Below are 14,332 nucleotides of genomic sequence, written 5' to 3'. Positions count from 1 at the left end.
TTTAGACAGGAACATTTAACATTTAGACCGTATCAAAAACATTTCTCTGAATAAAAAACAAAGCAACTTGACTATTGGATGAATTAAGTCAGTTGATTTTCCTACAGTTTTGACGTTTTTCCTGTTATGTCGTCTCCACTTTTCGTTCCCAGCAGAAAGTAAACGTATGGAATATAAATCAACTGTCTAATACAAGAAAATATAAAAAAATATTACATTCCGTCTTCATCATTGAATTTTTATAAGGTATTATATTATGATGTTAGGAGCTACTCATTATTTTGAAGGAGTGTCACTTATGTTAAAAATTCAAGAAATACGTGAAATCATAAAATTAATCGATGAATCTGATATTGAAGAATTTAGTTTCGAGCATGAAGGATCTAAAATTAAATTAAAGAAACAAACGGCTTCAGTACCTGTAGCACAGCCTCAACAACAGATTGTTCAACAACCTGTAGCAGTTCAACCTCCAGTACAAGCTGTTGTTGAAACACCAGCTCCTACTCAAAAAGTTGAAGCGAAAATCGAAGGTACTACAAATAAAGAAAACTATCTCCAAGTTGTTTCTCCTATGGTTGGAACATTCTATGAATCGCCATCTCCGGATAGCCCAGCTTACGTAGAAATAGGATCACAAGTAAAAGCAGATACAGTTGTTTGTATCGTTGAAGCAATGAAATTATTTAACGAAATTGAGGCAGAAGTGGACGGAGAGATTGTGGAAGTCCTTGTAAAAAATGGCGAACTTGTTGAGTATGGACAACCATTATTCTTAGTCAAGCCTAGATAAGGAGCGTTTCCCATGATAAAAAAAGTATTAATTGCTAATAGAGGAGAAATAGCCGTTCGAATTATTCGGGCTTGTAAAGAGTTAGACATTGAGACAGTTGCGGTATATTCAGAAGCTGATCGCGAAGCACTTCATGTTCAATTAGCTGATGAAGCGTATTGTATAGGTCCAAAATTGTCTAAGGACAGTTATTTAAACACTGCTAATGTAATAAGCGTAGCAAAGTTGACTAATTGTGATGCGATACATCCAGGATATGGATTTTTAGCTGAAAATGCAGACTTCGCCGAGCTTTGCCGTGTATGCAATATCATTTTTATTGGACCAAGTCCTGAAGCAATTTCAAAAATGGGTACGAAGGATGTTGCACGCGAAACAATGAAAGCTGCTGGTGTACCTATAGTGCCTGGTTCCAATGGTATTATTAACGATTCAGACGAAGCGTTAGAAATCGCAGAAAAAATAGGTTTTCCCGTCATCATAAAAGCTACTGCAGGTGGCGGAGGAAAAGGAATTCGGGTTGCTAGAGATAAGGAAGAGCTGATAAAAGGGATTAATATTACTCAGCAAGAGGCATTGACTGCATTCGGCAATCCAGGTGTATATATTGAAAAGTATATTGAAGACTTTAGGCATGTTGAAATCCAAGTGATTGGCGATAATTTTGGTAATGTTATTCATCTTGGTGAACGTGATTGTTCAATTCAGAGAAGACTTCAAAAATTACTTGAAGAAACGCCATCTCCAGCGCTAGACATGGAGACACGGGAATTAATGGGGGATGCAGCAGTTAAAGCAGCCAAGGCTGTAAATTATTCAGGTGCTGGAACGATTGAATTTATTTATGACCATAGGAATCGCAAGTTTTATTTCATGGAGATGAATACGCGTATTCAAGTTGAACATCCCGTTACTGAAATGGTAACAGGAGTCGACCTAATAAAAGAAATGATTCGTGTAGCATCAGGGGAGAAATTATCTCTATCTCAAGAAGACGTTAAATTTAATGGCTGGTCCATTGAATGCAGAATTAACGCAGAAAACCCTGAGAAAAACTTCCTTCCATCAGCTGGGAAAATTGAAATGTATTTACCGCCAGGCGGGTTTGGAGTACGAGTTGATTCAGGTGCATATCCTGGCTATACAATTCCACCATATTATGATTCAATGATAGCAAAGGTTATTTCGTACGGGGCTACACGTGAAGAAGCCATTGCAAGAATGAAAAGAGCCCTGGAAGAATTCGTGATCGACGGAATTAAAACAACGATTCCATTCCATTTGAATTTGCTTGAACATGAAACCTTTGTTAGTGGAGACTTCAATACAAAGTTTCTTGAGATTCATGATGTAATGCATCAAAAATAAGCGGAGGTGTTTTAAATGGAGGAGAATTTGAACATGCTTGAAATGACACAGGAAAATGGTCATAACCATGGTAAGATTGAAATCGCTCCAGAAGTCATTGAAGTAATCGCGGGGATAGCTGCTTCTGAAGTTGAAGGAGTCGCTCAAATGCGTGGGAATTTTGCAACAGGAGTTGTAGAGAGACTCGGCAAAAAGAATCACGGTAAAGGTATTAGAGTTGAACTAACAGACGAAGGAATAAAAGTAGATGTGTATTGCTTAATGAATTTCGGTGTTTCCATTCCTACAGTTGCTCAAAAAGTTCAGGATAATATCCGACAAACATTATATAATATGACGGCACTTGAAGCTGAAGAAGTAAATGTTCATATTGTAGGTGTAGCTTTTGAAACCCAAAAGCCAGAAAACAGCCAAGAATTTGAAGAGCAATAATTAAAAATACAGTTGCCATTTAACTTTTGGCCTGTAGATAAAGCGGAAACTACTTTCAATAAAAATAATAAACAAGTTTCCGATTTATAGTTTCGTATGCAAGAATAAAAGCCAGAGGAGATTCCTTTGGCTTTTTCAATCATAGAAGGAGTAAACATTACATGAAAAGAAGAATTGCTCGCGAAAAAGCTTTGCAAGCCTTATACCAGATTGATATCAGTGGGACTGAGCCTGCGGAAGCAATTGAATTTGTTTTAGAGGATCAAAAGGCTGATTTATTTTTACAAAATCTAGTTGAAGGTACGTTGAAGAATCTTCAAGAAATTGATCAAGAGATTAGCAAGCATTTAGAAAATTGGTCCATCGATCGTCTATCGAAAGTGGATGTAAACATATTAAGGCTGGCTATTTATGAAATAAAATTTAGCATAGATGTACCAGAAAACGTTGCGATCAATGAAGCTATTGAGGTTGCAAAGAAATTCGGCGATGACAAATCTGGAAAGTTTATTAATGGAATCTTGTCGAAGGTCAAAGGAGAATAAACAGGGGGGAATCTTGATGCAAGCAACAATTATTGATGGGAAAGAAATATCGAATCATATTAGAGCAGGGCTTGAACAAAAAGTTTCCAAGTTAACTGCAGAAGGAATTCAACCAGGATTAGCAGTTATTTTAGTTGGAAATAATCAAGCATCAAGAACTTACGTTACTTCTAAACAGAAGAGTTGCAAAGCAATCGGTATGCACTCAGAGCTAATTGAACTTCCGGAAGACGTGGAAGAGCATGTACTGTTAAACGAGATAGAGAAATTAAATAATCGGGATAACATCCATGGAATATTAGTCCAACTTCCGCTTCCGGCTCATATTTCGGAGACTAAAGTGATTGAAACTATTTCACCTAATAAAGACGTTGACGGTTTTCATCCTGTGAATATTGGAAAAATGATGACGGGACAGGATACATTCTTACCGTGTACGCCTTTCGGTGTGTTAGAAATGTTGAAGTATATGGATATTCCAATTGCTGGAAAGCATGCCGTCATTGTCGGAAGAAGTAATATTGTTGGAAAGCCCGCCGGCCAATTGCTATTAAATGAAAATGCTACTGTTACATATTGCCATTCTAAAACAGCAGATCTTGCCTCCGTTACGAAAACAGCAGATATTTTGGTTGCTGCTGTGGGCCGTGCTAAAATGCTTAATGCCGATTATGTAAAAGAGGGCGCAGTTGTCATCGATGTAGGAATGAATAGAGACGAAAATGGTAGATTATGTGGAGATGTTGATTACAATGATGTTGTTGATAAAGCGGGTTATATTACTCCAGTTCCAGGCGGAGTTGGCCCTATGACAATTACTATGTTATTGTACAATACTGTTAAATCAGCCCAAAAAGTACTTGCTAATCGTAAATAAGATCGAATTATAGTAAAATAAATACAAACATACTAGAAAAGCTGCTTTCCTAATAAAATAGGTGCAGCTTTTCTTAATACGAGAGTAAATTAAAAAATCAATCATTACGCTCTTTTTTATGAGGTGTTTCATATGACTGAACGGCAATATTTAACTGTAAAGGCACTTACAAAATATATTAAACGAAAATTTGATGTTGATCCTCATTTATCAAATGTATATGTAAAAGGTGAAATATCGAACTTTAAAAAACATTCAAGTGGGCATCTTTATTTTACTTTAAAAGATGAATCCGCAAGAGTCATGGCGGTAATGTTTTCTTCTTTCTCGCAGTCTATGAAATTTATTCCTGAAAACGGTATGAATGTTTTAATTCGAGGAAGCATTACAGTATACGAGGCTAGTGGACAATATCAAATATACGTTCAAGAAATGCTTCCAGACGGTATTGGGGAATTATTTCTAGCCTATGAGCAGTTAAAAAACAAGCTTGAAAACGAAGGGTTATTTCATCCTGATAAAAAGAAACAAATACCAGTGTATCCAAAAAAAATTGGAATTATCACATCTCCAACGGGTGCTGCAATTAGAGATATATTAACAACGATAAATAGAAGATATCCAATTGGAAAATTAATCGTATTGCCGGTTCTAGTACAAGGAAAGCAGGCATCAGCTTCTATTGCTGCAGCAATAAAAAAAGCAAATGAATTATCTGTGGCTGATGTCCTAATTGTGGGTAGAGGTGGAGGATCCATTGAAGAGTTATGGGCTTTTAACGAAGAAATTGTAGCAAGAGCCATCTATAATTCACAAATTCCAATAATTTCTGCCGTCGGGCATGAAACAGATTTTACTATAGCCGATTTTGTAGCCGACGTAAGAGCTGCGACTCCCACAGGAGCAGCGGAACTTGCCGTGCCGCATATTGAAGATTTGATGGAACGACTTCTTAATCGTAAAAATCGTCTTTATCGTGGGATGGTGGAGATAACGAAGGAAAAAAGAGGTAAGTTAAACTTACTAGAAAATTCTTATATGATAAGAAATCCTCGAAAGTTATATGAGCAAAAGTGGGAATCTGTTGACAGAATGACAGACAGATTGCAAAGAGGTCAAGAAAAGATTCTTTTTCAAAAGATGGATCAATTTCAACGATTACATAAAGTTTTAGCAACTCATCATCCAGCGATGAAACTGCAAATGCATAAAGAGAAGTTTATTCACCTTAGGCAGCAGCTTACACAGCAGGCTAAAATAATTGTGAATCAAAAATCTAGCGAGTTTTCCACTAAAGTGGCTACATTGGAGGCATTAAGTCCTTTAAATATTCTAAAAAGAGGTTATAGTGTTGCCTATACAAAAGCTGGAAATATTGTGAATAATACCAATAAAGCCCATATAGGTGAGCAAATTACTTTACAGGTTACAGATGGAGAGCTTTTTTGTACAATTGATCATATAGAAAAAGGTGAAAGTAATGGATGAGAAATTAACATTTGAAGAAGCGATGAAAAAGCTGGAAAAAATTGTTGTACGTCTTGAAGAAGGAGATATTCCTTTAGAGGAGGCATTAGAAATATATAAAAAAGGTATTGAGTATTCAAAGCTTTGTCACGATAAGCTAAAAAATGCTGAGCAGCAACTTACAAAAATTTTAACTGATGATGGAGAGGAAGATTTTCTTCTTCAAGAGGAGGATAAGGCTTGACAGTCCAACACGAAACATTCATATCGAAGTATAAAGATATGCTTGAAAAGGAATTATCTGCGTCCATTAATAAGCTAAACGCTCCGCAACCATTAAAAGCGGCAATGTTATATTCATTAACTGCAGGCGGAAAAAGGATTCGACCTATTCTACTTTTTGCAACAATCGAGGCTTTCGAAAAAAATCCCGAAGCAGGCATGTCAACTGCATGTGCATTAGAAATGATCCATACTTATTCTTTAATCCATGATGATCTTCCCTGTATGGATGATGATGATTTAAGGAGAGGAAAGCCGACCAATCATAAAATTTTTGGAGAAGCACTTGCTATATTAGCCGGCGATGGACTTCTTACATATAGCTTCCAACTCATAGCCGAGGATGAACATCTCGATGATCATCAAAAAGTATGGCTCATGAAAATGTTGTCAACTTGCGCTGGTCCGGAAGGAATGGTTGGAGGACAAGTTGCAGATATTCAAGCTGAAAACCAAGAATTGCATTTAAAAGAATTAGAATATATTCATCAACATAAAACGGGTCGACTTCTAACATATAGTATAATAGCTGGTGCGAAAATTGCAGGAGCGACAGAAGAGGAACTTGATCACTTCGATAAATTTTCCCGTCACCTTGGACTCGCATTTCAAATTAGTGATGACATTCTTGATGTAATTGGAGACGAGGAAATCATTGGGAAGCCGATAGGTAGTGATCGAGCAAAAAAGAAAAGTACGTACCCATCTTTACTTTCTCTTGAAGGAGCAAAAGAACATTTAGCCCGTCATATACATGAGGCAAAAGAGGCACTTTCTAAAACAAATCTTAAAACAGATTTACTACACTATCTTACAGATGTTGTAGCTGGAAGAGATCGCTAACGAATACCACAAATTGAAGATAAAAAGAAAATATGTTATACTTTTGACAGATATTTGGATGGTGCAGTATTCTAGTCAATCTACCGGTTCTGAAGGTGAGGCTAAAAATTCACTAAAGGGCACATCGATGAAGTTCCTTGTTTCGGCTTGAGTCGCCCAGACTTGGGTCGGAGCTGGGAGTAAAGGTTTAAGGGCGATCCACAAAGGCATGTGGGCGTAGACCCTTTACCGCGGAGGCTTCGTTAATTTCAGCTGGCTTAAATGCATGCGAGAAATGCGAAGTATAGACCTGCGACGTGATGTGGGCATCACTAGCAGCGTAGCCTGCCTTGAGTGAAGCTTGAGGGGATTATGGTTATAGAAGCGCGGAATGGTTGGCCATCGTTCCGATTTCTTTCGTCCATATGAAATCGGTTTTGCAAAAGAGGCTAGGAATCAGGTTAAAGGTTGTTGAGGAAATCTCCTAGACTGTTCTTTTCGGACATAATAAGAGGATTATAGTGCGGACTAAGTGGCAATCCAGTCTGGCAGCTGGCGACACTGTCAAGATGAGTTTAAAGGGAAACCCCCATGATGGCGACATCTGGTACTTGTCTGGGAAAACCTACTGGACCTAAGCCGTAATTTTTACTCTTTTTATGACCATCCAACTTACATTTTTCGAAAATGGTGAAAAATTCTTTTATGAAAGAAATAGTAAATAAATCAATTAAGTGGAGTATCAGTATAGCCGTTATCACATTTGTGCTAGCGGCTATTTTTTCAATCGTTTCGACTGGAGCCTTACATGGTGTATCATGGACATTGGGACTTCTTGTTGTTCTTTTCATTGTCCTTATTGGAATTATTTTTGATATGATAGGGATAGCTTCCACGGCCGCTGATGAAACACCTTTTCACTCCATGGCTGCAAGGAAAGTATATGGGGCGAAACATTCCATAAGGATTGTAAGAAATGCGGACAAATTCTCCAACTTTTGTAATGATGTCATTGGGGATATTTCAGGAATCATTAGTGGAACGGCTTCAGCTCTTGTAATTATTCAACTTACGAGTAGTATGGAGGTATCAAAAAATTCCCCGTTAGAATATGGAATTAATGTTGGTTTGACGAGCTTAATCGCAGCTGTTACAGTAGGTGGAAAAGCATTTGGCAAATCATTTGCGATAAAATATTCACGGGATATTATATTTCAAGTAGGGAAATTATTACAATTTCTTGAGGAGAAATTTCATATCACCATTATTAAGGACAATAAAAGTAAAAAAACAAAGAAAAATTCCAAAAAACGAAAGTGAGTGGTCCTTTTGGATCTTTTATCAATTAAAGACCCTTCATTTCTCAAAAAAATGAATATAACAGAACTCGAGGAATTAAGTTCAGAAATTAGGAAATTCCTCATTGAAAATTTATCTAAAACTGGTGGTCATATTGGACCGAATTTAGGTGTAGTTGAACTGACACTTGCTCTTCATAAATGCTTTAACAGCCCGGAAGATAAATTTTTATGGGATGTAGGTCACCAATCATATGTCCACAAAATATTGACGGGTAGAGCTGGACAATTTGACAGTCTAAGACAATATAAAGGTCTTTGTGGCTTTCCCAAGATGTCAGAGAGCATTCACGATGTGTGGGAAACAGGTCATAGCTCAACCTCGCTATCAGCTGCAATGGGAATGGCGATTTCGCGCGATATTAAAGGAGAATCCAATTTCGTAATACCAGTAATTGGAGATGGTGCACTTACAGGCGGTATGGCGCTAGAAGCTTTAAATCATATTGGGGATAGTCAAAAAAATATTACAGTCATTTTGAATGATAATGAAATGTCCATTGCACCTAATGTGGGTGCACTTCACAATGTATTATCCAAGCTACGAACAGCTGGAAAATATAAATGGGCGAAAGATGAACTAGAATATTTATTGAAAAAAATACCTGCGGTTGGAGGTAAGCTCGCTGCAACTGCTGAAAAAGTAAAAGATAGCTTAAAATACTTACTTGTTTCAGGTGTTTTTTTCGAGGAAATGGGTTTTACTTATTTTGGACCAATCGATGGGCATGATTTCAATGATTTATTTGAAAACTTTCAGTATGCCAAGAAAACGGAAGGTCCTGTCCTTTTACATGTCATAACAAAAAAAGGAAAAGGGTATAGTCCAGCAGAAGACGATCGTATTGGCACATGGCATGGCATTGGACAATATAAAATTGAGACAGGCGATGTCATTAAATCTGTAAATTCAGCGCCTTCTTGGAGTTCACTTGTAAGCGAAACGGTTCGAAAGTTAGCACGTAAAGATAAGAGAATTGTTGCAATTACACCGGCAATGCCTGTTGGATCAAAACTTGAGAAATTCGCCGAAGAATTTCCGGATCGCTTTTTTGATGTTGGCATAGCTGAACAACATGCAGCAACAATGGCAGCAGGACTAGCCACTCAAAAAATGAAACCATTTCTTGCTATTTATTCTACCTTCCTACAAAGAGCATATGATCAAGTTTTACACGATATATGCAGACAAAATTTAAATGTATTTATCGGTGTTGATCGAGCAGGTCTTGTTGGTGCAGATGGAGAAACACATCAGGGTGTATTTGACGTTTCGTTTTTAAGGCATTTACCTAATATGGTTGTCATGATGCCCAAGGATGAAAATGAAGGTCAGCATATGGTGAATACGGCTTTGAAATACAATGATGGTCCTATTGCTATGAGGTTTCCTCGTGGAAATGGCTATGGGGTCCCAATGGATAGCCAATTAAAAGAAATTCCTATTGGTACATGGGAAATTTTAAGAAAAGGAAAGGATGCCACCATCCTTACCTTTGGAACAACGATTCCAATGGCTATGGAAGCAGCATTAATGTTGGAAAAGCAAGGTGTATCTGTTCAAGTTGTTAATGCTAGGTTCATTAAGCCGCTTGATGAAGCAATGCTTTATGACATTTTTAAAACGGGAATGCCTGTATTAACGATTGAAGAGGCAATTTTGCAAGGTGGATTTGGAAGTGCAATATTGGAATATGCCCACGATCAAGGGTTCAATCACGCTATGATTGACCGTGTTGGTATACCGGACAAATTCATCGAGCACGGCAACGTTAATGAACTATTGAATGAAATTGGAATGACTGCTGATAATATTGCTTTGAAGCTTCATTCCATGTTGCCAGAGAAGAAAAAAAGGGCGTAAAGTATGAAAATAAAAAAGCAAAGACTTGATATTTTATTAGTCGAAAGAGGTTTAAGCGAGACTCGTGAAAAGGCAAAAAGGGCTATAATGGCTGGAATTGTGTTTTCGAATGAAACAAGACTTGATAAGCCCGGTGAAAAGGTAAATGAAGATATTCCCTTACAGATAAAAGGGAATGTTTTACCTTATGTAAGCAGAGGTGGACTTAAGCTTGAAAAGGCATTAAAAGTATTTAATGTTTTTGTTCAAGATAAGATTTTACTCGATATCGGAGCTTCTACAGGTGGGTTTACTGACTGCGCATTGCAAAATGGAGCAAAATTATCTTATGCACTTGATGTTGGTTATAATCAGCTTGCATGGAAGCTAAGAAACGATCCCCGTGTTGTCGTTATGGAAAGAACTAATTTTAGATATGTAAAACCGTCCGATTTTATAAATGAAATGCCGAACTTAGCGACCATTGATGTATCATTTATATCTTTAAAACTAATACTTCCGGTTCTAAAACAATTGCTTTGTAATGATAGTGATATTATTGCGTTAATTAAACCACAGTTCGAAGCAGGGAAAGAACAAGTTGGAAAAAAGGGAATTGTTAGGGATCCAAAAGTACATGAGGAAGTAATTACACGAATTAGGGATTTCTCTTTACATGAAGGTTATGATGTCATTAATCTTTCATATTCACCTATAACCGGTGGCGAAGGGAATATTGAGTTTCTAATACATTTGAAATGGTCTTCTGAAAGACCCAATACAGACCTCCTGCCTGTAACTATTAACCATATTGTTACAGAAGCACACGCACATTTGAAAACCTAAAGATTAAGGGCATTCCATTAGGATTGCCCTTTTCAATATGTATAATTATAATGATGTATAAGATAGTATAAAAATGCACGTGATTTTCTTTAAGGATGGGGAGCGTTATGACAAAAGGACAACGGCATATTAAGATTCGAGAATTAATCGGGACTAAAGAAATTGAAACACAGGACGAGCTTGTCGATTATTTAAAAAACGATGGATACAACGTTACTCAAGCTACCGTTTCTAGAGATATAAAAGAACTTCACCTCGTTAAGGTTCCATTACCAGATGGAAGATACAAATATAGTTTACCTGCAGATCAACGCTTTAATCCTCTTCAAAAATTAAAGCGCGCTCTTACAGATTCTTTTGTTGGAATTGATCACGCACAAAACCTACTCGTAATGAAAACACTCCCTGGAAATGCACAAGCAGTCGGCGCATTAATTGATCATCTTGATTGGAATGAGATTATGGGAACTATATGTGGCGATGATACATGTTTAATCATATGCCGAACAAACGAGGATGCGGTTTTGATAAACCAGAAATTTATAGAGATGCTTTAGGAAGTGAGGGGAAACTCTATTGTTACAAGAGCTGTCTATCAAAAATTTTGCTATAATTGACCAAATCTCCGTCTCCTTTGAAAAAGGATTAACTGTTCTTACAGGTGAAACTGGAGCGGGAAAATCAATCATTATTGATGCATTGCATTTACTAGTTGGTGGACGTGGTTCAGTCGAGTTTGTCCGTCACGGTGAAAATAAAGCTGATATTGAAGGATTATTCTTTCTTGAAAACAACCATCCTTGTTTTAAAAAAGCTGCTGAGTTTGGAATTGATATCGAAGAAGGCATGATTATTCTTAGACGTGAAATCTCAAGTAGCGGAAAAAGTGTGTGCAGAGTAAATGGAAAACTTGTTACTATCTCAACGTTACGAGAAATAGGTAGCACTTTAATTGATATTCATGGACAGCACGAGCATCAGGAATTAATGGATGAATCTACCCACCTTTCGCTATTGGATCAATACGGGTTTGAGAAGATAAGACCTGCATTGGAAAGTTATAGGGAAATTTATAGGCAATATGATTCAACTTTAAAAAAGATAAAAGAATTAAAACTAAATGAACAAGAGATGGCACACCGACTAGATTTACTGCAATTTCAACTTCAAGAAATTCGTCAGGCGGATTTGAAAATCAATGAAGATGAAGTTTTATTAGAAGAAAGAAGGCAATTAGCTAATTTTGAGAAAATATTTGCTGCAATAAAAGCAGGATACGAAGGTTTGCAAGGTGAGCAGCATGGTCTCGACTATATCAGTCATACAATGAGTCATTTAGAAACTGCAGCTGACTTGGACAAGCAATACGAAAATGTGTTGGAATCAGTCGCAAATAGTTATTACTTATTAGAGGATGCTGCAGATAAACTAAGAGGTGAATTAGACCGCCTAGAATTCGATCCTGAACGTTTAAATGCGATTGAAGGAAGAATAAATGAAATTAATCAGTTGAAAAGAAAATACGGATCATCTGTTTCAGAAATTCTCGAATACTGTTCAAAAATAGAAGAAGAAATTGAAATGCTCGAAAATCGTGATGCTCGAGTTGGAGATCTAGAATCAAAACTATCCTCACTTGGAGAAGATTTGTCTCTCGAAGGAAAACAGTTAACCGATATTAGAAAAAAGTGGGCAGAAAAATTAACAGTTGCAATTCATCAAGAATTAAAAGAGCTGTATATGGATAAAACTGTCTTTGAGCCGGTTTTTATTAAAGATTCAGAATCAAATTCAGAGTTTGGAAAAGATGGATTGGATGATGTCGTATTCTATATATCCACAAACCCTGGTGAACCTTTAAAGCCTTTATCAAAGGTAGCTTCCGGTGGGGAATTATCACGAATGATGCTAGCGTTAAAAACTATTTTTTCTAAACATCAAGGTATCACTTCGATCATTTTTGATGAAGTTGATACAGGAGTAAGTGGACGAGTTGCACAGGCAATTGCCGAAAAGATTCATCAAGTATCAAAACATTCTCAAGTACTTTGTATATCTCATCTTCCTCAAGTTGCAGCGATGGCAGACACTCATTTATTAATTTCAAAAGAAGCTATTTCTGGAAGAACAAGAACAACACTGACTAAATTAGGTAAAAATGAAAAAATTTCAGAGATTGCACGAATGATTTCTGGAGTAGAAATAACGGATATAACCAAAAAACATGCAAAAGAATTACTAGATATTGCCTATACCATAAAGTTAACTTGAAAAGCTATCCTTCATTGGACAGCTTTTTTCCTTGCTTTCACTTATAAATGAACCTAAAGCAGGCTAAATTATAATTGTGGGCTAGAAAGCGAGGAGAGTGATCAGAAGGATGTTTGAAATAATTAGAAAAATAACAGGTGGAATTCTCCTTGTTTCACTTTTAATGCTTATTGTTTATAAGCCATTTCAGCAATATCTGCAAATTCCGAGTCATATTACTTTGTTTGAAGGCCAACATTATAATTTTTCTAAGGCAACCCCGGTAAATGTTTCGGCATCTTCAACAAGTGAACATATTGAGTTTGAAGAGAGTAAGCATGCGATAGCAGTACAAGGGAAACAAGCTGGTAAAGAAAAAATATTTTTAGAAATGGCCGGTTTTCCTGTTAAGCAAGTTGATGTAAGTGTCCTAAAGGATTTCAAGGTGTATCCAGGCGGTCAATCTATTGGGGTGAAACTTAATACTTTAGGTGTGCTTGTGGTCGGTCACCATTTAGTATCTGTAGAAAACGAAAAACAATCTCCGGGAGAAGAAGCCGGTATAAAAGTCGGAGACATTATAACGAAAATTAACGGCACAAAAATTAATCATATGGCCGAAATTGCATCATTTGTTAATGAGGCTGGGAAACAAGGGAAAAAGCTCGAAATAACGATACAAAGAGGAAAAGAAACGATTGATACAACCCTAAATCCCATGCTGGATGAAAAGGAAAAGACATATAAATTAGGTTTGTATATACGTGATTCAGCTGCTGGAATAGGAACGATGACATTTTATGAACCGAAAACCAAAAAATATGGGGCTTTAGGGCATGTAATTTCCGACATGGACACAAAAAAACCAATCGTAGTCGACGATGGACAAATTGTCAATTCCACTGTTACATCAATTGAAAAAGGAAAAAATGGAACACCGGGTGAAAAGCTAGCTCGTTTTTCTTCAGATAAGAATGTAATTGGAAATATTAAGACAAATAGTCCGTTTGGGATTTTTGGTGTATTAAAACAAAATATAAAGAATGGCGTCATGGATAAGCCACTTCCAATAGCTTTATCTAATCAAGTGCAAGAAGGACCTGCAAAAATATTAACTGTAGTGGAAGGAAATAAAGTTGAGCAATATGATATTGAGGTAGTAAGCACGATACCACAAAAATTTCCGGCTACTAAAGGAATGGTTATCAAAGTTGTTGATCAGAAGTTGTTAAATAAAACTGGAGGGATTGTCCAAGGAATGAGCGGCAGCCCAATCATTCAAAATGGCAAAATAATTGGTGCAGTTACTCATGTTTTCGTTAATGATCCAACATCTGGTTATGGTGTTCATATTGAATGGATGCTTCATGAAGCAGGAATAAATATTTACGAGAAGGATACAGAAAAAGCTAGTTGAGGGTATTTACCCTCTTTTTTTTATGCTTAATA

At 36.8% G+C, this 14,332-nt stretch carries 14 protein-coding genes; all 14 read left to right on the top strand.

The features are described 5' to 3' along the window. Positions 1 to 298: 298 nt before the first annotated feature. Positions 299 to 793 (top strand): acetyl-CoA carboxylase biotin carboxyl carrier protein, encoded by a 495-nt coding sequence (gene accB, locus MT489_RS04875; protein ID WP_244680362.1) that lies wholly within the window; start codon positions 299 to 301, stop codon positions 791 to 793. A gap of 12 nt (positions 794 to 805) precedes the next feature. Beyond that, complete coding sequence (gene accC / locus MT489_RS04870; RefSeq protein WP_244680361.1) at positions 806 to 2,161, top strand: acetyl-CoA carboxylase biotin carboxylase subunit; 1,356 nt, start codon at positions 806 to 808, stop codon at positions 2,159 to 2,161. 15 nt (positions 2,162 to 2,176) lie between these two features. Further along, positions 2,177 to 2,593, top strand: coding sequence for an Asp23/Gls24 family envelope stress response protein (locus MT489_RS04865; protein ID WP_244680360.1), 417 nt, complete (start codon positions 2,177 to 2,179; stop codon positions 2,591 to 2,593). Positions 2,594 to 2,754: 161 nt separating this feature from the next. Further along, positions 2,755 to 3,138 (top strand): transcription antitermination factor NusB, encoded by a 384-nt coding sequence (gene nusB / locus MT489_RS04860; RefSeq protein ID WP_244680359.1) that lies wholly within the window; start codon positions 2,755 to 2,757, stop codon positions 3,136 to 3,138. 16 nt (positions 3,139 to 3,154) lie between these two features. Further along, a complete protein-coding gene (folD, locus tag MT489_RS04855; protein WP_244680358.1) occupies positions 3,155 to 4,015 on the top strand; it encodes a bifunctional methylenetetrahydrofolate dehydrogenase/methenyltetrahydrofolate cyclohydrolase FolD in 861 nt (286 codons plus the stop codon). A gap of 132 nt (positions 4,016 to 4,147) precedes the next feature. Continuing rightward, complete coding sequence (xseA, locus tag MT489_RS04850) at positions 4,148 to 5,503, top strand: exodeoxyribonuclease VII large subunit (RefSeq protein WP_244680357.1); 1,356 nt, start codon at positions 4,148 to 4,150, stop codon at positions 5,501 to 5,503. Beyond that, positions 5,496 to 5,726: an exodeoxyribonuclease VII small subunit gene (gene xseB, locus MT489_RS04845; protein WP_244680356.1), complete on the top strand. Its 231-nt coding sequence runs from the start codon at positions 5,496 to 5,498 to the stop codon at positions 5,724 to 5,726. The genes xseA and xseB overlap by 8 nt, the downstream gene beginning before the upstream one ends. Next, positions 5,723 to 6,607, top strand: a complete 885-nt coding sequence (locus MT489_RS04840) for a polyprenyl synthetase family protein (RefSeq protein WP_244680355.1) — start codon at positions 5,723 to 5,725, stop codon at positions 6,605 to 6,607. Before xseB ends, MT489_RS04840 begins: the two co-directional genes overlap by 4 nt. Positions 6,608 to 7,291: 684 nt before the next feature. Further along, positions 7,292 to 7,906 (top strand): hypothetical protein, encoded by a 615-nt coding sequence (locus tag MT489_RS04835; protein WP_244680354.1) that lies wholly within the window; start codon positions 7,292 to 7,294, stop codon positions 7,904 to 7,906. 9 nt (positions 7,907 to 7,915) lie between these two features. Further along, positions 7,916 to 9,808 carry a 1-deoxy-D-xylulose-5-phosphate synthase gene (gene dxs / locus MT489_RS04830; protein ID WP_244680353.1) on the top strand — a complete coding sequence of 631 codons (1,893 nt, stop codon included), beginning with the start codon at positions 7,916 to 7,918 and terminating at the stop codon, positions 9,806 to 9,808. Positions 9,809 to 9,811: 3 nt separating this feature from the next. Next, positions 9,812 to 10,633, top strand: a complete 822-nt coding sequence (locus MT489_RS04825; protein ID WP_244680352.1) for a TlyA family RNA methyltransferase — start codon at positions 9,812 to 9,814, stop codon at positions 10,631 to 10,633. A 107-nt stretch (positions 10,634 to 10,740) separates the two neighbouring features. Then, on the top strand, positions 10,741 to 11,190 hold the full coding sequence (gene ahrC / locus MT489_RS04820; protein WP_244680351.1) for a transcriptional regulator AhrC/ArgR: 450 nt from the start codon (positions 10,741 to 10,743) through the stop codon (positions 11,188 to 11,190). Positions 11,191 to 11,209: 19 nt separating this feature from the next. Next, a complete protein-coding gene (gene recN / locus MT489_RS04815) occupies positions 11,210 to 12,904 on the top strand; it encodes a DNA repair protein RecN (RefSeq protein WP_244680350.1) in 1,695 nt (564 codons plus the stop codon). Positions 12,905 to 13,013: 109 nt separating this feature from the next. Then, on the top strand, positions 13,014 to 14,300 hold the full coding sequence (spoIVB, locus tag MT489_RS04810) for a SpoIVB peptidase (RefSeq protein ID WP_244680349.1): 1,287 nt from the start codon (positions 13,014 to 13,016) through the stop codon (positions 14,298 to 14,300). Positions 14,301 to 14,332 lie beyond the last annotated feature (32 nt).

This window comes from Lederbergia wuyishanensis (assembly GCF_022900255.1).
GTDB classification, from domain to species: Bacteria; Bacillota; Bacilli; order Bacillales; family Bacillaceae_C; genus Lederbergia; species Lederbergia wuyishanensis.
Note: the sequence above shows the minus strand (reverse complement) of the source record. Positions and strands in the feature narration are given on the sequence as shown.

Bases quoted from the DNA above. Each gene is read 5' to 3' on its own strand.
- accC (WP_244680361.1), top strand. From the start codon at position 806: ATGATAAAAAAAGTATTAATTGCTAATAGAGGAGAAATAGCCGTTCGA.
- accB (WP_244680362.1), top strand. From the start codon at position 299: ATGTTAAAAATTCAAGAAATACGTGAAATCATAAAATTAATCGATGAA.
- MT489_RS04835 (WP_244680354.1), top strand. From the start codon at position 7,292: ATGAAAGAAATAGTAAATAAATCAATTAAGTGGAGTATCAGTATAGCC.
- nusB (WP_244680359.1), top strand. From the start codon at position 2,755: ATGAAAAGAAGAATTGCTCGCGAAAAAGCTTTGCAAGCCTTATACCAG.
- xseB (WP_244680356.1), top strand. From the start codon at position 5,496: ATGGATGAGAAATTAACATTTGAAGAAGCGATGAAAAAGCTGGAAAAA.
- xseA (WP_244680357.1), top strand. From the start codon at position 4,148: ATGACTGAACGGCAATATTTAACTGTAAAGGCACTTACAAAATATATT.
- MT489_RS04865 (WP_244680360.1), top strand. From the start codon at position 2,177: ATGGAGGAGAATTTGAACATGCTTGAAATGACACAGGAAAATGGTCAT.
- ahrC (WP_244680351.1), top strand. From the start codon at position 10,741: ATGACAAAAGGACAACGGCATATTAAGATTCGAGAATTAATCGGGACT.
- spoIVB (WP_244680349.1), top strand. From the start codon at position 13,014: ATGTTTGAAATAATTAGAAAAATAACAGGTGGAATTCTCCTTGTTTCA.
- folD (WP_244680358.1), top strand. From the start codon at position 3,155: ATGCAAGCAACAATTATTGATGGGAAAGAAATATCGAATCATATTAGA.
- MT489_RS04825 (WP_244680352.1), top strand. From the start codon at position 9,812: ATGAAAATAAAAAAGCAAAGACTTGATATTTTATTAGTCGAAAGAGGT.